Origin of the sequence: Litoreibacter arenae DSM 19593, assembly GCF_000442275.2 — a bacterium.
GTDB lineage: Bacteria > Pseudomonadota > Alphaproteobacteria > Rhodobacterales > Rhodobacteraceae > Litoreibacter > Litoreibacter arenae.
This window is the reverse complement of the sequence record NZ_KE557314.1, coordinates 177,941-197,527: the sequence shown is the minus strand read 5'-3', so window position 1 is coordinate 197,527 and position 19,587 is coordinate 177,941. Positions and strand designations below refer to the sequence as shown.

19 protein-coding genes are annotated in these 19,587 nt (G+C 57.0%); 8 read left to right on the top strand and 11 right to left on the bottom strand.

The annotated features are described in order from the left end of the window. The first annotated feature begins 15 nt into the window (after positions 1-15). The 8 genes from soxB (at position 16) to THALAR_RS13290 (ending at position 8,891) form a co-directional block, all read left to right on the top strand. A complete protein-coding gene (gene soxB / locus THALAR_RS13325) occupies positions 16-1,713 on the top strand; it encodes a thiosulfohydrolase SoxB (RefSeq protein ID WP_021102104.1) in 1,698 nt (565 codons plus the stop codon). Between the two features lie 25 nt (positions 1,714-1,738). Further along, positions 1,739-3,001: a sulfite dehydrogenase gene (soxC, locus tag THALAR_RS13320; protein ID WP_021102103.1), complete on the top strand. Its 1,263-nt coding sequence runs from the start codon at positions 1,739-1,741 to the stop codon at positions 2,999-3,001. Beyond that, positions 2,985-4,007: a c-type cytochrome gene (locus tag THALAR_RS13315; protein WP_021102102.1), complete on the top strand. Its 1,023-nt coding sequence runs from the start codon at positions 2,985-2,987 to the stop codon at positions 4,005-4,007. The genes soxC and THALAR_RS13315 overlap by 17 nt, the downstream gene beginning before the upstream one ends. A 2-nt stretch (positions 4,008-4,009) precedes the next feature. Further along, positions 4,010-4,714 (top strand): c-type cytochrome, encoded by a 705-nt coding sequence (locus THALAR_RS13310; RefSeq protein WP_021102101.1) that lies wholly within the window; start codon positions 4,010-4,012, stop codon positions 4,712-4,714. A gap of 28 nt (positions 4,715-4,742) precedes the next feature. Then, positions 4,743-6,011, top strand: coding sequence for an NAD(P)/FAD-dependent oxidoreductase (locus THALAR_RS13305; protein ID WP_021102100.1), 1,269 nt, complete (start codon positions 4,743-4,745; stop codon positions 6,009-6,011). Positions 6,012-6,093: 82 nt separating this feature from the next. Then, complete coding sequence (locus THALAR_RS13300) at positions 6,094-6,525, top strand: DUF302 domain-containing protein (protein ID WP_021102099.1); 432 nt, start codon at positions 6,094-6,096, stop codon at positions 6,523-6,525. A 2-nt stretch (positions 6,526-6,527) separates the two neighbouring features. Next, positions 6,528-7,751 (top strand): 5-aminolevulinate synthase, encoded by a 1,224-nt coding sequence (gene hemA / locus THALAR_RS13295; protein WP_021102098.1) that lies wholly within the window; start codon positions 6,528-6,530, stop codon positions 7,749-7,751. A gap of 72 nt (positions 7,752-7,823) precedes the next feature. Next, positions 7,824-8,891, top strand: a complete 1,068-nt coding sequence (locus THALAR_RS13290; RefSeq protein ID WP_021102097.1) for a YeeE/YedE family protein — start codon at positions 7,824-7,826, stop codon at positions 8,889-8,891. Between the two features lie 9 nt (positions 8,892-8,900). Here THALAR_RS13290 and THALAR_RS13285 read toward each other — a convergent pair whose 3' ends face one another. The 11 genes from THALAR_RS13285 to fcl form a co-directional block, all read right to left on the bottom strand. Then, complete coding sequence (locus THALAR_RS13285) at positions 8,901-9,842, bottom strand: MBL fold metallo-hydrolase (protein WP_051153810.1); 942 nt, start codon at positions 9,840-9,842, stop codon at positions 8,901-8,903. Positions 9,843-9,847: 5 nt separating this feature from the next. Continuing rightward, entirely contained in the window at positions 9,848-10,765 is a 918-nt protein-coding gene (locus THALAR_RS13280) for an MBL fold metallo-hydrolase (RefSeq protein WP_021102095.1), read from the bottom strand. A gap of 63 nt (positions 10,766-10,828) precedes the next feature. Beyond that, positions 10,829-12,565, bottom strand: coding sequence for a SulP family inorganic anion transporter (locus THALAR_RS13275; RefSeq protein WP_021102094.1), 1,737 nt, complete (start codon positions 12,563-12,565; stop codon positions 10,829-10,831). Positions 12,566-12,574: 9 nt separating this feature from the next. Beyond that, entirely contained in the window at positions 12,575-14,248 is a 1,674-nt protein-coding gene (locus tag THALAR_RS13270; RefSeq protein WP_021102093.1) for a bifunctional protein tyrosine phosphatase family protein/NAD(P)/FAD-dependent oxidoreductase, read from the bottom strand. Between the two features lie 111 nt (positions 14,249-14,359). Further along, a complete protein-coding gene (locus THALAR_RS13265) occupies positions 14,360-15,241 on the bottom strand; it encodes an MBL fold metallo-hydrolase (RefSeq protein ID WP_021102091.1) in 882 nt (293 codons plus the stop codon). Positions 15,242-15,252: 11 nt separating this feature from the next. Then, positions 15,253-15,687 (bottom strand): DUF6691 family protein, encoded by a 435-nt coding sequence (locus THALAR_RS13260; protein WP_021102090.1) that lies wholly within the window; start codon positions 15,685-15,687, stop codon positions 15,253-15,255. Between the two features lie 3 nt (positions 15,688-15,690). Further along, the gene (locus tag THALAR_RS13255) at positions 15,691-16,128 is read right to left on the bottom strand and encodes a YeeE/YedE family protein (RefSeq protein ID WP_021102089.1); all 438 of its coding nucleotides are present in this window, start codon (positions 16,126-16,128) and stop codon (positions 15,691-15,693) included. After that, positions 16,125-16,337 (bottom strand): YgaP family membrane protein, encoded by a 213-nt coding sequence (locus THALAR_RS13250; RefSeq protein ID WP_021102088.1) that lies wholly within the window; start codon positions 16,335-16,337, stop codon positions 16,125-16,127. The genes THALAR_RS13255 and THALAR_RS13250 overlap by 4 nt, the downstream gene beginning before the upstream one ends. A gap of 94 nt (positions 16,338-16,431) precedes the next feature. Then, complete coding sequence (locus THALAR_RS13245; RefSeq protein WP_021102087.1) at positions 16,432-17,109, bottom strand: Crp/Fnr family transcriptional regulator; 678 nt, start codon at positions 17,107-17,109, stop codon at positions 16,432-16,434. A gap of 27 nt (positions 17,110-17,136) precedes the next feature. Beyond that, positions 17,137-18,585, bottom strand: coding sequence for a mannose-1-phosphate guanylyltransferase/mannose-6-phosphate isomerase (locus tag THALAR_RS13240; RefSeq protein ID WP_021102086.1), 1,449 nt, complete (start codon positions 18,583-18,585; stop codon positions 17,137-17,139). A 24-nt stretch (positions 18,586-18,609) separates the two neighbouring features. Continuing rightward, positions 18,610-19,569 carry a GDP-L-fucose synthase gene (fcl, locus tag THALAR_RS13235; protein WP_021102085.1) on the bottom strand — a complete coding sequence of 320 codons (960 nt, stop codon included), beginning with the start codon at positions 19,567-19,569 and terminating at the stop codon, positions 18,610-18,612. Between the last annotated feature and the right edge of the window lie 18 nt (positions 19,570-19,587).

Sequence of the window (19,587 nt, the reverse complement as noted above, 5' to 3'; positions counted from 1 at the left end):
CAGGGAAGATCCCAAATGATCTCACGGCGTGACTTTCTTCAGACCAGCATGGCCGCCAGTGCCATTCTTGGGGCATCCAGTTATGGCAATTGGGGCCGCTTGGCCGCGCAGCAGTCATTGACGCAGGACCAGCTTTTGCAGTTCGATACATTCGGCAACGTGTCCCTGATCCATGTAACGGACATCCATGCGCAGATGAAGCCGATCTATTTCCGGGAGCCGTCGATTAACATTGGCGTCGGGGATAATCGCGGGGAGGTGCCACACGTCACCGGCGCTGATTTCCGCAAGCTCTATGGCATCGACGATGGCAGCCCGTCCCACTACGCTCTCAGCTCAGGCGACTTCACCGCTTTGGCGCAAGGATATGGCCGCGTCGGTGGTCTGGACCGGGTGGCGACTGTAATCAATCAGATCCGCGCCGATCGCCCCGATGCGTTGCTGCTGGACGGCGGCGACACTTGGCACGGTTCCTACACCTGCTATCACACGGAAGGTCAGGACATGGTCAACGTGATGAACGCGTTGAAGCCGGACGCGATGACCTTCCACTGGGAATTCACGCTTGGTTCCGACCGCGTGAACGAGATTGTCGAAAACCTTCCATTTGCAGCCCTTGGCCAGAACATTTTTGATGCCGAGTGGGACGAGCCTGCGGAGCTGTTCCCGCCATATAAGTTCTTCGAACGCGGCGGTGTGAAAGTTGCGGTTATCGGGCAGGCGTTCCCCTATATGCCGATTGCCAACCCCGGCTGGATGTTCCCCGAATATGCCTTCGGTATTCGTGACGAGAACATGCAGGCCATGGTCGACGAAGTCCGGGCCCAAGGTGCGGAGCTTGTCGTGTGCTTGAGCCATAACGGCTTCGACGTGGACAAGAAAATGGCGGGTATCGTTTCCGGTATCGACGTCATCCTCTCTGGCCACACGCATGACGCTTTGCCGGAGCCTGTGCTGGTTGGCGAGACAATCGTCGTGGCGTCCGGCTCCAATGGCAAATTCGTGTCCCGCGTCGATCTGGACGTGCGCGATGGCCGTATGATGGGCTTCCGCCACAAGCTGATTCCGATCTTTTCGGACGTCATTGCGCCTGACGCGGATGTGGCTGCGGTGATAGACGAGCAGCGTGCGCCCTACGAAGACAAGTTGTCCGAAGTCATCGGCCAAACCGGCTCGCTCTTGTATCGCCGTGGCAATTTTAACGGGACTTGGGACGATCTGATCTGCGATGCTCTGATCTCGGAACGTGAGGCAGACATAGCGCTCAGTCCCGGCGTGAGGTGGGGGCCGTCGCTGCTTCCGGGCCAAGACATCACCCGCGAGGACATCTGGAACGTCACCTCGATGACCTACGGCGCGGCGTATCGCTCCGAGATGACCGGCGAGTTCTTGCATGTGATTATGGAAGACGTCGCGGACAACCTGTTCAATCCGGACCCCTACTACCAGCAGGGGGGCGACATGGTTCGGACAGGTGGCCTTGGCTACCGCATTGACGTCACCAAGCCGCAAGGCGAGCGCATTACAGAAATGACCTTGCTCAAGACCGGCGAGAAGATTGATCCGGCAACGACCTATCAGGTCGCAGGGTGGGCGTCGGTTAACGAAGGCACCGAAGGGCCGCAGATTTGGGACGTGGTCGAGAACCACGTTCGCAAGCAAGGCACAGTAACAGTTGATCCGAACAACAGCGTGACAGTTGTGGGCGCTTAAGCGTCACCGGCAGAAAGGCAAACAGATGACAGAAGAAACGACAGGTAAATCCCGCCGTGCGTTCCTGAAAGGCGCGGCTTTGACAGGGGTCGGTCTGGCTGCAGGCAAAGCCGGTGCAGCGACACCCGATCCGTTGATCACCGAGGTTCAACCGTGGGCATCGGGCCTGGGGGATGGTGTGGACGAGACGCCATACGGCCTGCCAATTGAGTTCGAAGACGATGTGATCCGTCGCAACGTGGAATGGCTGACGGCTGACACGATCAGTTCCATCAACTTCACGCCGATCCATGCGTTGGACGGCACGATCACCCCGCAAGGCTGCGCGTTCGAGCGCCACCATTCCGGCGCAATCGAGTTGAAGAAGGAAGACTACCGCCTGATGATCAACGGCATGGTGGACCGCCCGTTGGTCTTCACCTACGCCGACCTGGAACGCTTCCCGCGCGAGAACCACGTCTATTTCTGTGAATGTGCGGCGAACACGGGGATGGAATGGGCCGGGGCCCAGTTGAACGGCGCGCAGTTCACCCATGGTATGATCCACAACATGGAATATACCGGGGTGCCGTTGCGCACGCTTCTGGAAGAGGCAGGATACGACACCGCAGGTAAGTGGGTTTTCGTCGAAGGGGCCGATGCGTCCTCCAACGGACGCTCCATCCCGATGGAGAAGGCGCTTGATGATGTGCTTGTCGCCTTCAAAGCTAACGGTGAAGCATTGCGGAAAGAGCATGGCTATCCGGTGCGTCTGGTCGTTCCCGGCTGGGAAGGCAACATGTGGATCAAGTGGATCCGCCGCATTGAGGTCATGGACGGCCCTGTGGAAAGCCGGGAGGAGACTTCGAAATATACCGACACGCTGGCGGACGGTATTTCTCGTAAATGGACTTGGGAGATGGATGCCAAGTCTGTAGTGACGTCCCCCAGCCCACAATCGCCGATCACCCACGGCAATGGCCCCTTGGTGATTTCAGGCCTTGCCTGGTCCGGCCGCGGTGCGATCACCCGGGTCGATGTATCAAAGGATGGCGGCAAGACTTGGGAGACAGCACGACTTGCCAAGCCCGGCGAGAAGATGGCGCTGACGCGGTTCTATTTGGATACCGAGTGGAACGGCGAGGAGATGATGCTTCAGTCTCGGGCCATGGACGACACCGGTTATGTGCAGCCCACCAAGGCGCAATTGCGTGAGGTGAGGGGGCTCAACTCGATTTACCACAATAACTGCATCCAGACATGGCTGGTGCGCGCGAACGGGGAGGCGGAAAATGTCGAAGTTTCTTAAGGTAGCAGCGGCGTTCGCCGTTCTTTCTACGCCCGCGTTTGCAGATACATTTGGTCTGGGTCGCCCAGCTTTGCCCGAAGAGATCGCGGCATGGGACAAGGACGTAAGCCCCGATGGAACCGGGCTGCCGGAAGGTTCTGGCGATGTATTCACCGGTGAAGAGGTATTCGCGGATCAATGCGCCGTGTGCCACGGTGATTTTGCCGAAGGTGTCGGGAACTGGCCAAAGCTCGCAGGTGGAATGGATACGCTTGCCGACAAAGACCCGCTGAAGACGGTGGGCAGCTACTGGCCGTATCTGTCGACGACATGGGATTATGTGAACCGCTCCATGCCGTTTGGAAACGCCCAGTCGCTGGAGCCGGACGATGTTTACGCGATCGTGGCTTATATCTTGTATTCCAACGATCTGGTCGACGATGACTTCGTTCTCTCGAACGAGACGTTCAGTGACGTTGTCCTGCCCAACCACGATGGGTTCATTCTGGATGATCGCATGGAAACCGAGCATTCCAAGTGGGTCGGTGAGCCTTGCATGGAAAACTGCAAAGAGAATGTCGAAGTGACAATGCGGGCGATGGTTTTGGACGTAACCCCAGAAGAAGTTGACGAAGCGGATAATTCCGCGGCTTTAGAAGAAGCGAAGGTCGCTGATGCTCCCGCAGAAGACATAGCCGAGATTGATCCGGAGCTGGTCGCTTCTGGGGAAAAGGTCTTCAAGAAGTGCAAGGCGTGTCACCAGGTTGGGGACGACGCGAAAAACAAGACCGGCCCGATTTTGAACGGGATCGTTGGTCATCCTGCTGGCGCTATTGAGGGCTTCAAGTACTCCAAGCCGCTCTTGGCTCTAGCCGACGAGGGTTTGATTTGGACCGAAGAGGCTTTGGCTGCATTTCTGGCAAAGCCTAAAAGCTTCATCAAGGGCACAAAGATGAGCTTCGCGGGCCTCAGAAAAGAAAGTGATATCGAGGCAGTGACCGCCTATCTGGCCAGCTTCGGGAACTAGGCGTGCGCGTCGCGTCTCTTTTCAAAATAGCGCTTGCCGTCTTGTTCGCGGCAAGCGCTTCGCACGCGGCAGAGGCCGGAGATCCGGAAAAGGGCAAGATCGTTTATTCCAAATGCAAGGGCTGCCATCAGATTGGCGAAGGAGCCGTTGACAGAATTGGTCCGCACCTGAACGCGGTGTTCGGACGTCGGGCAGCAGCGCATGACGGGTTTGCCTACTCCAAATCAATGCAGCGGGCTGGCGTTGATGGCTTGATCTGGACCGCCAAAACGCTTGACGCCTACATCGAAAATCCGCGTGCGCTTGTCTCCAAGACTCGAATGAGCTTCCGCGGCATGGACGATCCGGAGGACCGGGCGAACCTGCTGGCTTACCTCCGCGCGTTTTCGGATGACCCGTCTAACCTGCCTGAAGCGGAGCCGACCGCCCGTGGAACCGATCACGATCTGGACCCTGAAATTCTGGCGCTGCAGGGTGATCCGGACTACGGTGAGTATCTGTCGAGCGAGTGTGTGACTTGTCACCAAGCTGATGGCAGTGCGGAGGGTATTCCTTCCATTACTCAGTGGCCGGAAGAAGACTTTGTGGTCGCCATGCACGCCTATAAGCGCAAATTGCGACCGCATCCCGTCATGCAGATGATGGCCGGTCGCCTGAACGACGAAGAGATCGCCGCGCTCGCGGCATTTTTCAAAGACCTCCAATAATGGGGCAATTTTCTTGGGAGGAAAATAAATGACACTGAACAGACGGATTTTCATGGGAACAGGCGCGGCAGCAATGGCGTCGTTAAGCGCACCCTCAGTGCTTGCAGAAGGGCACGACAAGCCAAGCGTCGTCGTCGTCGGAGGCGGGGCCGGAGGTGCGACGGTTGCGCGCTATTTGGCGAAGGACAGCAAAGGCGAGATAGACGTGACTCTGATCGAGCCGTCGCGCACCTATTTCACCTGCTTCTTTTCAAACCTGTATCTTGGCGGGTTCAAAGAGATGGACGATCTCGGCCATACCTACGGCACTTTGGCGGCCAAATATGGCATCAACGTTATCCACGACTGGGCCGTCGAGGTGGATCGCGGGGGTAAAACCGTGACACTCGCGGGTGGTGCTAAGTTGCCCTACGACAAGCTGGTCCTCAGCCCCGGTATCGACTTCGTCGATGGCGCTGTGGAGGGCTGGAGCGTCGAGTCTCAGAACGCTATGCCGCATGCTTACAAAGGTGGCTCGCAAACCGAGCTTTTGAAGGCGCAGATCGCGGCGATGCCGGAGGGCGGGACGTTTGCTATGGTGGCGCCGCCAAACCCTTACCGTTGCCCTCCCGGGCCATATGAGCGGGTTTCCATGGTGGCGCACACTCTGAAAGAGACCAACCCGAGCGCCAAGATCATCATTGCTGACCCGAAGGACAAGTTCTCCAAGCAATCCCTGTTCCAAGAAGGTTGGGGCAAGCACTATGCAGGCATGGTAGACTGGATCGGCTCTGACTTCGGCGGCGGAAATGTCTCGGTTGATCCCGTAGCAATGACGGTGACAATTGATGGTGAGGAAACAAAGGTCGACGCTTGCAACGTGATCCCTGCCATGAAGGCCGGTCGTATTGCAGAGTTGGCGGGTGTGACCGAAGGAAACTGGGCTCCGGTGAATGCAGCCGACATGAGCACCAAGGCGGATGCGGATGTCTATGTGTTGGGTGACGCCGCAAATCAGGGTGACATGCCCAAATCTGGGTTCTCGGCCAACTCGCAGGCAAAAGTTTGCGCCAATGCGGTGCGTGGGGCGCTGACCGGGTCCAAGGTGTTCCCTGCCAAGTTCTCCAACACTTGCTGGTCCTTGATCGACACGGATGACGGCGTGAAGGTCGGCGCGACCTACGAGGCGACCGAGGAGAAGATCGCAAAAGTGGACGGGTTCATCTCTGCCACTGGTGAAGACAGTGCCACCCGCAAGGCGACCTACGAAGAGTCTGAAGGCTGGTATGCGGGCATCACTGCGGACATGTTCGGCTAAAAAAACGGCTCGGGCATGATATAAGTCAATGTCCGAGCTCTTTAGACGTGTTTCGATCAAGCACGCGACAGGAGGACTTGCGATGAAGAAACTTGTTCTGGCGGGCGCTTTTGCCCTCGCTACATTCCCCGCCTTTGCTCAAGAGCATTCAGTCACATACGCCTTTGAAGGCAGCTTTGATGATGCTGCTTTTGCTGTCGAGAGCGCGATTTTGGGCCGGGGGCTGGTGATCGACTGGGTCAGCCATACGGGCGCGATGCTGGAGCGTACCGCAGACGCCGTCGGTAGTGACGTGAAGCTGTTTGAAGAAGCCGACATTTTTCAGTTCTGCTCGGCACAGTTGTCACGCAAAGTGATGGAAGCCGACCCCATGAACATCGCTTTCTGTCCCTACGGGATCTTTGTGGCCGAACGCGAGGGCGACGTCATGATCGGGTATCGCACATTCCCCGAAGGCCCCATGCAGGAAGTGCAGGCATTTCTTGACGAGATTGTACAAGAGGCGATGCAGTAGCCATGAACTATGAAAACTTCTTTGCGAGCAGTCTCGAGCAACTGCGTGATGACGGCAACTACCGCGTTTTTGCGGAGCTGGAGCGTCAATGTGGCGATTTCCCTCACGCACGCGCGCATGACGGGAGCAGCACGGCACCGGTGACGATCTGGTGTTCGAACGACTATCTTGGAATGGGCCAGCATCCTTCCGTGCTGAATGCGATGCACGAAGCTCTGGACCGTTGCGGTGCAGGGGCTGGTGGAACTCGCAACATTTCGGGCACGACACATGACCATGTGCTGTTGGAAGCCGAGTTGGCTGATTTGCACGGCAAGGAAGACGCGCTTCTGTTCACGTCTGGTTACGTGTCGAACTGGGCTGCGCTAGGAACATTGGCAGGCAAGATTCCGGACTGCGTGGTCTTGTCCGACGCGCTGAACCATGCCTCCATGATCGAGGGCATCCGCCATTCCAAGGCGGAGCGGATGATCTGGAAACACAATGACCTGCAAGACCTTGAAGCCAAACTGGCAAGTTTGCCGCTGATCCAGCCAAAACTGATTGCGTTTGAAAGCGTGTATTCCATGGATGGCGATATCGCGCCGATCAAGGAGATTTGCGATCTTGCCGACAAGTACAACGCTATGACCTACTTGGACGAAGTTCATGCCGTAGGTCTATACGGTCCGCGCGGTGGCGGTATTGCCGAACGCGAGGGCCTGATGGACCGGATCACGGTGATCGAGGGCACGTTGGGTAAGGCGTTCGGCGTCGTCGGCGGTTATATTGCCGCGTCTGCCGACCTGTGCGACTTCGTGCGGAGCTTTGCCAGCGGGTTCATATTTACAACGGCGTTGCCGCCTGCGGTTGCCGCCGGTGCCGCCGCGTCTATCCGTCACCTGAAAACGTCCACCATAGAGCGCGAAGCACATCAAGCGCGGGTGGCCGAGGTGCGCGCACGACTGACTGGCATTGGTATCCCGCACACCGAGAATCCAAGCCACATCATCCCGGTCATGGTAGGCGACCCGGTCAAGTGCAAGTTCATCTCGGACCTGCTGCTACGCGACTATGGCATCTACATCCAGCCGATCAATTACCCGACGGTGCCGAAAGGAACGGAGCGTCTGAGGATCACACCGTCACCTGTGCACAGCCAAGAGGATGTCGATCGTTTGGTCGGGGCGCTTGAAGCTCTTTGGTCGCAGTGCGAATTGGCCCGAATGCCGATGGCAGCGCAGTAGTATTTGACGAGCGTCAAAGACCGGATATTCGCGTTCATATAGTTTGCCTTTGCGAGAGGAAAGGTGAGGCTCATGCTTGATGCACTGATAGAGCGTTTCGGCGACGGTGGCGTGCTCATGATGGTCGGTGCACTGGTTGGCGTGATCTTCGGCGCGTCCGCGCAGCATTCGCGGTTTTGCCTCCGTGCCGCAACGGTCGAGTTGACGGAAGGCGCCTTCGGGCCGCGTATTACCGTCTGGTTCATCGCATTCAGCTCAGCGGTGCTTTTTGTGCAGGCTTCGATCTCGCTTGGGTTTCTTGACGTATCTCAAGCGCGGCAAATTGCGGCGACCGGAAGCATGTCTGGCGCAATCATCGGCGGGCTGATGTTTGGCGCAGGAATGATACTCGCGCGCGGATGTGCAAGCCGGTTGCTGATTTTGGCGGCGACAGGGAACCTTCGCGCAATGGTTTCAGGCCTCGTGTTGACGCTGGTAGCACAGGCATCGCTGCGCGGCGTCTTGACCCCCGCGCGAGAGACGCTTGCCGGGCTTTGGCTCGTCCCCGGCGGTGACGCGCGAAGCCTGTTGGACCAGCTTGGCATGTCGTCCGTCGTGGCCACAGTCATTGCGGCAGCCGCTTTGTTGCTTGCCTTCGTGATGGCAAGACGAACCCTTGTTCAAACAAGCCATTCTCTGGCAGCCGCGATTGTGGGCTTTGCGGTCGGCTTGGGCTGGCTGCTGACCTACGCGATTGCCCAAACCTCTTTCGAGGTTGTGCCAATCTCGTCGATCACATTTACGGGGCCATCCACAGATACGCTGATGGGGCTGGTCAACAGCACCGAACTGCCGTTGAGTTTTGGTATCGGGCTTGTTCCGGGTGTTTTTGTCGGGGCAATGGCAATGGCGATAATCACCCGCGAAGCGCGTATCGAGCGGTTTGGCCCCGACACCCCGATGGAGCGCTATCTTGTTGGCGCTTTCCTGATGGGCTTCGGCAGCATGTTGGCAGGTGGCTGTGCTGTTGGGGCAGGCATGTCAGGGGGGTCAATCTTCGCGATAACTGCATGGGTTGCGCTGTTCTTTATGTGGGTTGGAGCAATGGCGACCCACTTTCTGGTGGGTCGCAGCTCGCGCGGCCGCGTGGCGGTGGCATAAAGACTCTAGCTATTCAAACTCCATCTGTTCGAACACACGCCCTGCGTTTTTCGTAGCGAGCTCCTCGAATGTGTCGAGATGGGCGTAGGGTGACTGGTCGACGTAATATGCTTCTGCCAAGCCGCCTCCCTCTTCGATCAGCTCCCCGACCTTTCCCCTGAGATACTCAAGATAATCCTTCGTATAACGCCTGACCTGCGCCATGTTCGTGGGATGGCCATGGCCAGGGATCACATAGGTCGCGTTGAGCGGTTCGAATTCGGCATCCCAGGTCTCCAACCAATCGGCGGTGTAGGTGTCCGCAAAAATCGGCAGCATGCGTTCGTGAAACGCCATGTCGCCGGAGATCACCATGCTCTGATCCGGCAACCAGATCACGATATCGCCGGGGCTGTGCGCCGGGCCAAGATACCGTGCCTCAATATGAAAATCGCCCATGTCGACGATATACTCGTCCTCGAACGTGACTGTCGGTCCCTGAACCTCGGTGCCTTCGGCTTTGTCACGATTGTAGCGTTTCATACCTTCGAGAATGGATGCGCCGTTTTCTTCAACTTCGTCCGCTGCGTCCTGATGGGCAACGACCGGAATTCCTTGCTCCGTCCAGTAGTTGTTGCCAAGAACTGCGTGGCCCTGACCGTTCTCGTTGAACACCAGCTTCACCGGCTGGTCGGTCACTGCACGAATTTCATCGTGCAATGCTTTCGCAAGAGAGTAGGCGGCCCCGCCATTTATGACGACCACACCGTCGCCGGTGACTATGAAGCTCAGGTTGTTATTGTGACCGGAGTTTTCATAGGTGGGCGGGGCGGTCGCGCCTATGGCGGAAAACACACCAGGGATAACCTCATAGGGTTTATTGTAGAGCACGGAGGCAGGGTATTTATCTGCAGTATCTTCGCTGGCTTGTGCGGTGCCTGCGAATAGCAGTGCAGCTAGAACGAAACGCATAGTCATTAGATGTCCTCCGATACAAAACGATATGCGCTGTCTTTGCGCTCCACGCGACCGACGCCGCCGTCAGGTAGATGAAAGCCCAAAAGTGCGATGTTCTCATTCGACAATTTATCCAGCAGTCTGGTGCGGACCTCTGCCGCCATTTCGGGATTCTGATCCGATCCGCTAGCCCAATCGGGTCTCGCAAATGCGATGTGATGGTTTCCGATCGCGTCGCCGCCCACCAGCAATGCGTCACTGCCAGAGCGGATTTCGAATGACATATGCCCAGGCGTATGTCCGAAAGATGCGTGCGCCATGATGCCGGGCAGGATTTCGTCGGCATCCCCAAAGAAACTGATCCGATCCTCAATCGCTTCCAGTCTGCGCGCAGCGCCAACAGCAAAGGATGCGCGATCCTCCCCTATGGTGTTTACGGTATCGGTATCGGTCCAATAGTCCCACTCGGTCTGGCCGATCATGTGTTCAGCCTCAGTGAAAACCGGATCGTCAAAGTCGTCCAGCACACCCCAAAGATGATCGGGATGGCCGTGGGTCAAGACCAGATGTGTGACGTCTTCCGGTGCGACGCCGACAGCATCCAGACTGTCGAGCAACGCGCCTGCGGATGGCATGAAACCGTCGCCCGATCCCGCATCAAACAATACGACCCGATCTTCATGGCGAAGTAGCGTCACGTTGCATGGCGGCTCGACTTGATCCTTCGGGACGCCCAAAGGCGTGAGGATGCTGTTGAGTTCCTGTTCTGGAAGCCCGTCGAAATAGAATGCTCCGGGCAATACCAAATTGCCGTCACTGACGCTCAGGATTTCGTAGTCGCCTATTGTCACCGACGTTGCTGCAAATGACCTTCGCGGAAGTCCGGAAACGGCTACGCTCCCAAGCCCTGCAAGAAGCAGTCTGCGATCAATGTTCATTGAGTCCTCCTCCACTCATTCGTTATGATGAATATGAAGGTGGGTGGGGGGTGTTAGCAAGACCTATCGGGCTTGCGTATCGTTACAACTTTCCCGCGCGACTTGCGCCGCCTCAAACTGGGTCAGGAAAACGCGCCCGGTCAGTTCGTCGAGGAAGTGGGATCTTTGAAGCCGATCCATAACCGGTCCTTTAACCTCGGAAAGGTGTAGCTTCACGTTCATCTCATCAAGGCGATTGTTGATGGCTTCCAGCGATTCCAGCGCGCTGAGGTCAATTTCGTTGATGGCTGAGCATTGCAAAATGACGTGACGAATGTCGGGATCAGCTGCGACGCGGTTCTGGATACTGTCTTCCAGAAAGCGCGCATTGGCAAAATACAAGCTCTCGTCCACACGCAGGGTGACAACCCTTGGGTCGGTTTCCACCTCATGGCGCAAGATATTCCTGAAATGCTCGGTCCCGGGAACGAGGCCGACCTCGGCGATGTGCGGGCGTGACGATTTATAGAGGTGCAGCAGAATCGACAGTGTGACCCCAGCCGACACACCGGCTTCGACGCTGACAAACAACGTAAGCAATATTGTCGCTAACACTGCGGCAAAGTCTGCTTTCGAATACTGCCAGCTGCGCTTCAATATGCTGAAATCGACAAGGCTAAGCACTGCGACAATGATTGTCGCCGCGAGGGTCGCCTTCGGGAGAAAGTAGATCAACGGTGTCAATGCGACGGCGGCTATTGCAAGACCGATGGCGGTGTAGGCCCCGGCGGCGGGTGTCTCCGCGCCAGCGTCAAAGTTGACGACCGACCGCGAAAAGCCACCGGTGACCGGGAAACCGCCTGTTACGGACGCAGCGACGTTGGCGGCGCCGAGTCCGATCAGCTCTTGGTCCGGGTCTATACGTTCGCGTTTCTTTGCGGCCAGGGTTTGGGCGACGGAAATCGATTCAACGAAGCCGATGATCGAGATCAGAAAGGCCGGCAACAACAGTTGCCCGACAAGATCCAACGAGAAATCGGGAAGTGTCAGCGGCGGAAGACTCTGAGGAACCGCGCCCACGATCTTCACGCCTTGATCTGCGAGGCCAAGCGCCCAGACAGCGAGGGTGGTCAGAACGACCACAAGCACGGGCCCGGCTTTGGAAATCACATTCGCCCCGCCTTCACTAACGCCCAAACGTAGTAATGCAGGCTTGAGCCCCTTTCGAACCCAGAACAGGAATGCGGTGGCCAGAGCGCCGATAATCGCGGTGACCAAGTTGGTCTCAGGCAAGTGCGCGATGAGTGAACTGGCCAAGTCCAGCAGATTGTGCCCCTCTGCATCAATACCGAGAATATGTTTCAGCTGGCTGGCCGCGATAATCAAACCTGATGCCAGAATGAAACCTGCGATCACCGGATGCGAAAGGAAATTGGCAATGAAACCCAACCGAAGCAATCCCATTGCTAACAACATGACCCCGGATAGTCCGGCCAACAGCAACGCTGCGGCGGCATAGCCCATCGTTCCTTGTTCCGCGATGTTTCCCAAGGCTGCTGCGGTCATCAGGGACACCACCGCCACAGGCCCTACGGCCAAGGCACGGCTGGTTCCAAAGATGGTGTACAGGATGATGGGTGCTATAGACGCATAGAGCCCGGCTTCGGGCGGCAATCCTGCCAGTAATGCGTAGGCCAAAGACTGCGGTATCAGCATGATCGTGACGATGACGGCGGCCACCAGATCGCCATTGAACTTTTGGCGGTCGTAAGTGCGCCCCCATGAAAGAATGGGCAGATATCGCTTCAAGTGCTGGGTCATCGGGGTTTCCTAGCTCACCGAGATTTTCTCGGGCTTTGCCATCCACTCACGACCCCGCAGCATCGCTTTCCAGTAGATCGGGGGCAACATTCTCTCTTTGAGGAACCAGGCCGTACGGGATGGTCTGGTGCCGTCTACCAGAAACTTAGGAAAGCTTGGGAGCATGGCACCGCCATATCCGAACTCTGCCAGAATGATCTTTCCCCGCTCCACGGTCAGCGGGCAGGAACCATAGCCGTTGTACTGGGCGACCGGCGCTTTGCCGTCGATATCAGCGATCAGGTTCGCAGCAACGATAGGCGCCTGTATGCGTGCGGCGGCAGCGGTTTTAGCATTCGGCGCGTTCATGACATCACCAATCGACCAGATGTTTTCAAACGTCTCGTGTCGCAGTGTTGCTTGATCCACGTCTACCCAGCCAGCATCGTCCGCCAATGGTGAAACCCGAATGAAATCCGGTGCCACTTGCGGTGGGCAGACATGCATCATGTCGAAATCCATCTCGACGCGCTCAACCGGCGCGTCAGGTTTGGAGACATCGAACCACGCTTTTTTAGCAGCGCCGTCAACGGCCACCAAATTGTGGAAAAAATTCACATTGGCGTTGTATCGTTCTACATATTTTTCGAGCGCAGGCACATAGTCCTTCACCCCGAAAAGCACGCCGCCCGCATTGTTGAATTGAATGTCGATGTCTTTCAAGACACCCCGGCGTCGCCATGCGTCACCTGACAAATACATCGCCTTCTGAGGCGCGCCCGCGCATTTGATGGGCATCGGCGGCTGGGTGAAGATGGCGCGCCCTTCCTTCATTTCCCGAACCAACTCCCATGTGTAGGGCGCGAGATCATAGCGGTAGTTTGACGTCACGCCGTTCTTTCCCAGTGTCGCGACCAGGCCGTCGACGGCGTGCCAGTCCAGCTTGAGACCGGGGCAGACGATCAGACGCTTGTATTTTATCACCCGGCAGCCATCGAGAATTACCGCATCGTCGGACGGCTCGAATGCGGCAACGGCAGCCTTGATCCAATGGACGCCACGCGGGATCAGGGACCCCATCGTCTTTGCGGTGTCGGGCGCGTCGAAAATACCTCCTCCGACCATCGTCCAGCCGGGCTGGTAGTAGTGAACGTCGGCGGGGTCGATAATCGCGATATCCAAGTCGGACTTTCGTGAAAGCAGGCTGGACGCAGCAGCAATACCGGCAGCGCCAGCCCCGACGATTACTACGTCATAACTCGCATCAGCGCGATCCGTCGGGGTTGCGCCTCCATTCGCGATGCGGCGGACGACCCCGCCCATATCGTAGCCAGCCGATTTCGTGGCCGCCAGAATATCCGCGACAGTCATGGTGTCCGCCTTCGCGAGCGACCAGAGCGTCGCTGATCGTGTACCAGAGCGGCAGTAGGCCAATGTCGGCCCGGGCAGCGCGTTCAGCGCCTCCGCAAAGGTTCTTGTGTCGTCATCATGGACCTTGCCAGAGGTTATGGGGACATACCTCGTCTCAAGGCCCACACGCTTCGCTGCTTCGGCGATCTCGTCAAAAAGAGGTTGGTCTGATCCCTCGCCGTCGGGCCGGTTGCAAATGATGGAGCGAAACCCCTGATCCTTCAGGGTTTGGACGTCCTCAGGATTGATCTGCGGGCTGACCGATACGCTTGCCGTCAAAGTTCTTATATCCATGGTGCCCGTGTCCTCCTGCTGGCTGGCAACTGTGAACGGCAATAACTGTGCCGCACCTGCGGGCGGCAACCCGCAGGGTGTCTTCATGCGCGCGTGGTGATATTCTGACGACTAAAGGCCGTTTACCGGTACCTTGAGCATTTGCTTGCCGTCTTTGTCGGTCGGGATTTCGCCGGCCCGCATATTCACCTGCAACGACGGTATGATCAGCTTGGGCATATCCAGTTGGGCGTCGCGTTCGGTGCGGAACTTAATGAACTGCTCGCGGGTTTTTCCGCCGCCAACGTGAATGTTGTGCGCCTTCTGCTCTGCGACTGTGGTTTCCCATTCGATTGCCCGACCATTCGGGCCGTAGTCGTGGCACATGAACAAGCGCATCTCATCGGGCAGCGACAGGACCTTCTGTATACTGTCATACAGCGCCCCAGCATCACCGCCAGGGAAGTCCGCGCGGGCAGAGCCGCCATCGGGCATGAAGAGCGTGTCGCCCGCGAAAGCGGCGTCACCCATTACGTGAACCATGCAAGCGGGGGTGTGGCCCGGCGTATACATCGCGAAGCCCTGCATGTTGCCGACCATGTAAGTGTCGCCATCTTTGAAAAGCGCGTCGAATTGCGAGCCGTCGCGCTGGAACTCCGTGCCCTCGTTGAAAATCTTGCCGAAGGTTTCCTGCACGACCATGATCTTCTCGCCGACGCCGATTTTACCGCCAAGCTTGTCTTGGATATACGGCGCGGCGCTCAGGTGGTCTGCGTGTACATGGGTCTCGATGATCCAGTCCAACGTCAGGCCTTGGGTTTCGATTTCTTCGATCAGCGCATCGGCGTGATCGTAGGTGATGCGTCCGGCGGCGTAGTCGATATCCATAACGCTATCGATGATGGCGCAATGAGTGCTTGACGGGTCGCGCACGATATAGCTGATGGTGTTCGTGGCTTCGTCAAAATGAGCCGATACTATGGGTTTGACGTCCATGTTCACAGGATAGGTCATAGCTTCACTCCTCAAGCTGATGCAGATTTTGCAGCGGCAACACGCTGCATGGCTTTGGCTGCGAAAACGCCTGCCAGCAATGCAGCGACAAATAGAAACACCTCTGTGCGGCCCGTTCCAAGAGCCGGCAATGCGCCGCCGGGACAGAACCCGGCAATACCCCACCCGATCCCGAAGACCGCAGACCCGGCGATCAAAGGCACGTCTAGATCGCTACGCGTGGGTAGTTTGAAGCTCTCTTCCAACAAGGGCTTGGGATTGCGAAGCACAAAGCGATAACCGAGAAAAGTGGTCAACAGCGCGCCGCCCATAACGAAAGCAAGACTTGGATCCCACGAGCCCGTGAAGTCAAAGAAGTTCAGGACCTTGGCGGGATTGGCCATGCCCGAGATTGAGATGCCGACACCGAATATAAGGCCAATGAGATAGCTTGTCAGGATGCGCATTTGTCAGCCCCCCAGCATGTGGCGAACCACGTAGACCGTAATCGCGGTTGCAACCATGAAAGTCGCTGTTGCGGCAATTGATCGGGGTGACAGCCGTGCCATGCCACATACACCGTGACCTGACGTGCAACCTGATCCGTAGGTCACGCCGACACCCACGATGAAACCGCCGATGATAAGCATGGTGGTCGATACTGGCACGTCGATCGCGGGCATTTCTCCGGTAACGAGCATAACGGCCAGTGGACCGGAAATCATGCCAAGCATTATTGCCGCACGCCAAGCCCAGTCAGGAAACCCCTCGGGCGAAAACAGACCTGTCAATATTCCAGTGGCACCCATGATGCGGCCCAAAGTCGCCATCAGCAAGATGGAGGCGGCACCAATCAGGACGCCGCCCCCCAACGATTGCCAAGGCGTGAAAATTGTCTCGTAAGTCATGCCTTGCAAGACTTGATGCCAAGGATTGAATAGATCGGGCAGACACGCGTTGTGGCGACCACAAGCATCACGAGACCCACGATGACAGAAATCGCGCTCGCGAGGGTGGATTCAAACAACGCAAGACCGCTCACGAACGGGATTGCGATAAGCACGATTCCCAACAGCGCGCGGACTGCTCGGTCAATATTTCCAACATTCGTTGTCATAGCAGAGACTCCAGATTTGCTTTCAGAGCAAGATAGCGGGCATCTGTCAGGCACACAGTGACAAAGTCACACAATGGACAGCCAAAACGCGCTTTCAGTCCCGATCAGCCAGATTTTCCAGCTTGGACCGCTCCACAATCCGAACAGCACCTCGGGATTGTTCGATCCAGCCACGACGCTGGAATTCTTGCAACTGCCGCGAAATCACCTCGCGCGCGGTGCCAAGTTCTACAGACAGCTTTTGATGCGTCGTGGCGATAGTGTCATCGCTGCCCGATAATTCGATCAGTTTGTGCGCCAACCGAACGTCCATTCGTTGGAATGCAACCTCGTCAATAACCAAGAAAAGGTCCGTAATCCGTTTGGAGAACGCGGCAAAGACGAAGTTCCGGAACGAAGGGGATTGCGCAACCAGATCATCAAAAACGATACGCGGTACGGCGGCAGCTTGCACTTCCGACTCTGCTACACCTTCTGCGGAGTAATCGTCGTACGCGAGAAGGCAGGCCGTTGTAAGGACGCAGCTTTCGCCGGCGTTTATGCGATACAAAACGATCTCATGGCCGGTTTCCGATACCTGCTGAACCCGCACCGTTCCTTCAAGCAGAAAGAGCATGTTTTCCGGCGACTTACCCGGACCGAAAATAACTGACGCCGTCGGCATCGTGATAATACTGCTCCGCTGGACCAACAGCTGTTTCGTCCTGGGCTCCAAACGAGACAGCCCCGGAAAGCGGTCGACCCAAAGGGTTTCCATGGCCTTGTCGTTCATAAGATATTCCCAAGGCTCACGTGGTCATCAACCCTTGGCGCCTTGGCCGCGCGAATAGATGTCTTCGTAGCGGATAATGTCGTCTTCCCCAAGATAGCTGCCGGTTTGGACTTCGATCAAAACCATCGGCACCTTGCCAGGGTTCTCCATCCGGTGAACGGCGCCCAGCGGGATGTAGACCGATTGGTTTTCTTGGACCAGTTTCACTTCATCGTCGATTGTGACTTTGGCTGTGCCTTCTACCACAATCCAATGCTCCGCACGGTGCACATGGCTTTGCAAGGACAAGGCCGCACCGGGATTCACCACAATGCGTTTCACCTGAAACCGGGTGCCTGTGCCAAGACTCTCGAACCAGCCCCAAGGGCGATAGTCGCGGGGCAGGGTTTCGGCTTGTACTGCCTCTTTGGCTTTAAGCGCTGCTACGGCTCTCTTCACATCCTGCGCGCGGTCCTTGTGCGCGACAAGCACCGCATCGGGCATGGCAACGGCGATGATGTCCTTCAGTCCGATGCCGACGAGTTCCTGCTTACTGTCCTCCGCACGCAACAGCGTGTTGTGGCACTCGATGGCAGTCGAAGGCCCATTGCAAACGACGCCGTCCGCGTCAGGTCCGCTTTCGCGCCACACAGCATCCCAGCCGCCGAGATCTGACCAGACGCCGCCATAGGGGATCACGCTGAGATTGTCTGCCTTTTCCATGACCGCATAGTCGATCGAGTCACTGCTTAGTTTCGACCAAGGAGTTTCGGCTAAACGTATGAAACCGATATCATCTTGAGCATCGGCGACAGCAGCACGGACGTCTTCGAGCATGTCCGACGCATGGCGTTCGAATGCCTTGATCAAAGTGGTTGTGGTGAACAGGAATATTCCCGCGTTCCAGAGGTGTTTCTGGCCGTCCAGCATAATCTGCGCTGTTTCGGCATCCGGCTTTTCCACAAACGCTTTCAGAGGCTGAGCCTCAGGCGCGAAATCGTCGGAGAGCAAGGTGTTGAGTTCAAGCCAGCCGTAGCCGGTTTCGGCGCGGTCGGGGCGAATGCCGAACGTTACCAGCTTGCCGTCAGTTGCGGCTGCTACAGCGGCACGGACGACGTCGCGGAAGCGTTCGTCGTCGGGGATAACGTGGTCGGATGGTGCCACCAGCATCAGTGCCCCCGGCTCGCGTTCCTCCAGAGCAAGCGCACCGGCCAGAATCGCCGGAGCAGTGTTGCGCCCATCGGGCTCGATCAGGATAGCTGCGGGGGTCAGGCCAACATCCGCCAGTTGCTCTTTCACGATGAACCGGAAATCCGAGCCCGTGACGATCATGGGCTCCGCAAAGCCGTCGCCTGCCAATCGCCTTGCGGATGCCTGAAACAGGCTTTCATCGCCGGTCAGTTTCGCGAACTGCTTGGGGTAGCTTTTGCGCGACAGCGGCCACAGACGCGTACCAGAACCGCCACAAAGAAGGAGAGGGTGTATTGTGTCACTCATATCTGCCGCTCCTGTGCTACGGGCTCAACCGCGAATGGTGCTTTGGTTCTCAAGAAACCACTCATAGGTTTCTTTAATTCCTTGAGCCAGAGAGATACGAGCCTTCCAGCCCATATTTTCCAACCGTGATACATCCATCAATTTGCGCAACGTGCCGTCCGGCTTGCTCGGGTCCGTCGTGATACGGCCTGTGAACCCCGTGATGTCGGCCACCATCCGGGCCAGTTCTAGTATGGATATGTCGGTGCCGGTGCCAACATTTATGTGGCTCAACATGGGTTCGGTATTTTTAGTGTAGTCGGCGCGAGGTAAATTCAGCACGAAAAGCGAAGCGTCGGCCATGTCATCGACATGGAGAAACTCCCGGCGCGGCGTCCCGCTGCCCCAGATCGTCACCTCGTCTACACCGGATTGCGCCGCTTCGTGAAAGCGACGCATCAGGGCAGGAAGAACGTGGCTGTTTTCAGGGTGAAAATTATCAAAAGGCCCGTAGAGATTCGTCGGCATCACGGAACGGTAGTCAGTACCATATTGCCGGTTATAGCTTTCACAAAGCTTGATCCCCGCGATCTTGGCTATCGCATAAGGCTCATTGGTGGGCTCGAGTGGACCTGTCAAAAGTGCATTCTCCGACATTGGCTGCGGAGCTTCGCGTGGATATATGCAGCTTGATCCGAGTTGTAGTAACCTTGTCGTTCCAGCCGCGTAGGCTTGATGGATCACATTGCTTTCTATCATCAGGTTTTCATAGATGAACTGTGCGGGAAACACGTTGTTGGCGTGGATTCCTCCGACTTTGGCCGCGGCAAGTATAACGACATCAGGCCGCTCGGTCTGCATGAAGTGCCTTACGGCAGTCTGATCGGTCAGGTCCAGTTCGGAGCTGGTTTTCGTAATAAGGCAAGCGTCGTCTTGATGCTGTAGTTTGCGTAGAATGGCTCCGCCTACCATTCCGCGATGGCCTGCCACATATATTTTTGTCATCAGCTTTAGCCCTTTGGG

Coding starts and splice junctions, on each gene's coding strand:
- soxB (WP_021102104.1), top strand. CDS start 16: ATGATCTCACGGCGTGACTTTCTTCAGACCAGCATGGCCGCCAGTGCC.
- fcl (WP_021102085.1), bottom strand. CDS start 19,569: ATGACAAAAATATATGTGGCAGGCCATCGCGGAATGGTAGGCGGAGCC.
- THALAR_RS13280 (WP_021102095.1), bottom strand. CDS start 10,765: ATGAACATTGATCGCAGACTGCTTCTTGCAGGGCTTGGGAGCGTAGCC.
- THALAR_RS13275 (WP_021102094.1), bottom strand. CDS start 12,565: ATGACCCAGCACTTGAAGCGATATCTGCCCATTCTTTCATGGGGGCGC.
- soxC (WP_021102103.1), top strand. CDS start 1,739: ATGACAGAAGAAACGACAGGTAAATCCCGCCGTGCGTTCCTGAAAGGC.
- THALAR_RS13255 (WP_021102089.1), bottom strand. CDS start 16,128: ATGACTTACGAGACAATTTTCACGCCTTGGCAATCGTTGGGGGGCGGC.
- THALAR_RS13265 (WP_021102091.1), bottom strand. CDS start 15,241: ATGACCTATCCTGTGAACATGGACGTCAAACCCATAGTATCGGCTCAT.
- THALAR_RS13240 (WP_021102086.1), bottom strand. CDS start 18,585: ATGAGTGACACAATACACCCTCTCCTTCTTTGTGGCGGTTCTGGTACG.
- THALAR_RS13290 (WP_021102097.1), top strand. CDS start 7,824: ATGCTTGATGCACTGATAGAGCGTTTCGGCGACGGTGGCGTGCTCATG.
- THALAR_RS13245 (WP_021102087.1), bottom strand. CDS start 17,109: ATGAACGACAAGGCCATGGAAACCCTTTGGGTCGACCGCTTTCCGGGG.
- THALAR_RS13260 (WP_021102090.1), bottom strand. CDS start 15,687: ATGCGCATCCTGACAAGCTATCTCATTGGCCTTATATTCGGTGTCGGC.
- THALAR_RS13270 (WP_021102093.1), bottom strand. CDS start 14,248: ATGGATATAAGAACTTTGACGGCAAGCGTATCGGTCAGCCCGCAGATC.
- THALAR_RS13300 (WP_021102099.1), top strand. CDS start 6,094: ATGAAGAAACTTGTTCTGGCGGGCGCTTTTGCCCTCGCTACATTCCCC.
- THALAR_RS13315 (WP_021102102.1), top strand. CDS start 2,985: ATGTCGAAGTTTCTTAAGGTAGCAGCGGCGTTCGCCGTTCTTTCTACG.
- hemA (WP_021102098.1), top strand. CDS start 6,528: ATGAACTATGAAAACTTCTTTGCGAGCAGTCTCGAGCAACTGCGTGAT.
- THALAR_RS13250 (WP_021102088.1), bottom strand. CDS start 16,337: ATGACAACGAATGTTGGAAATATTGACCGAGCAGTCCGCGCGCTGTTG.
- THALAR_RS13305 (WP_021102100.1), top strand. CDS start 4,743: ATGACACTGAACAGACGGATTTTCATGGGAACAGGCGCGGCAGCAATG.
- THALAR_RS13285 (WP_051153810.1), bottom strand. CDS start 9,842: ATGCGTTTCGTTCTAGCTGCACTGCTATTCGCAGGCACCGCACAAGCC.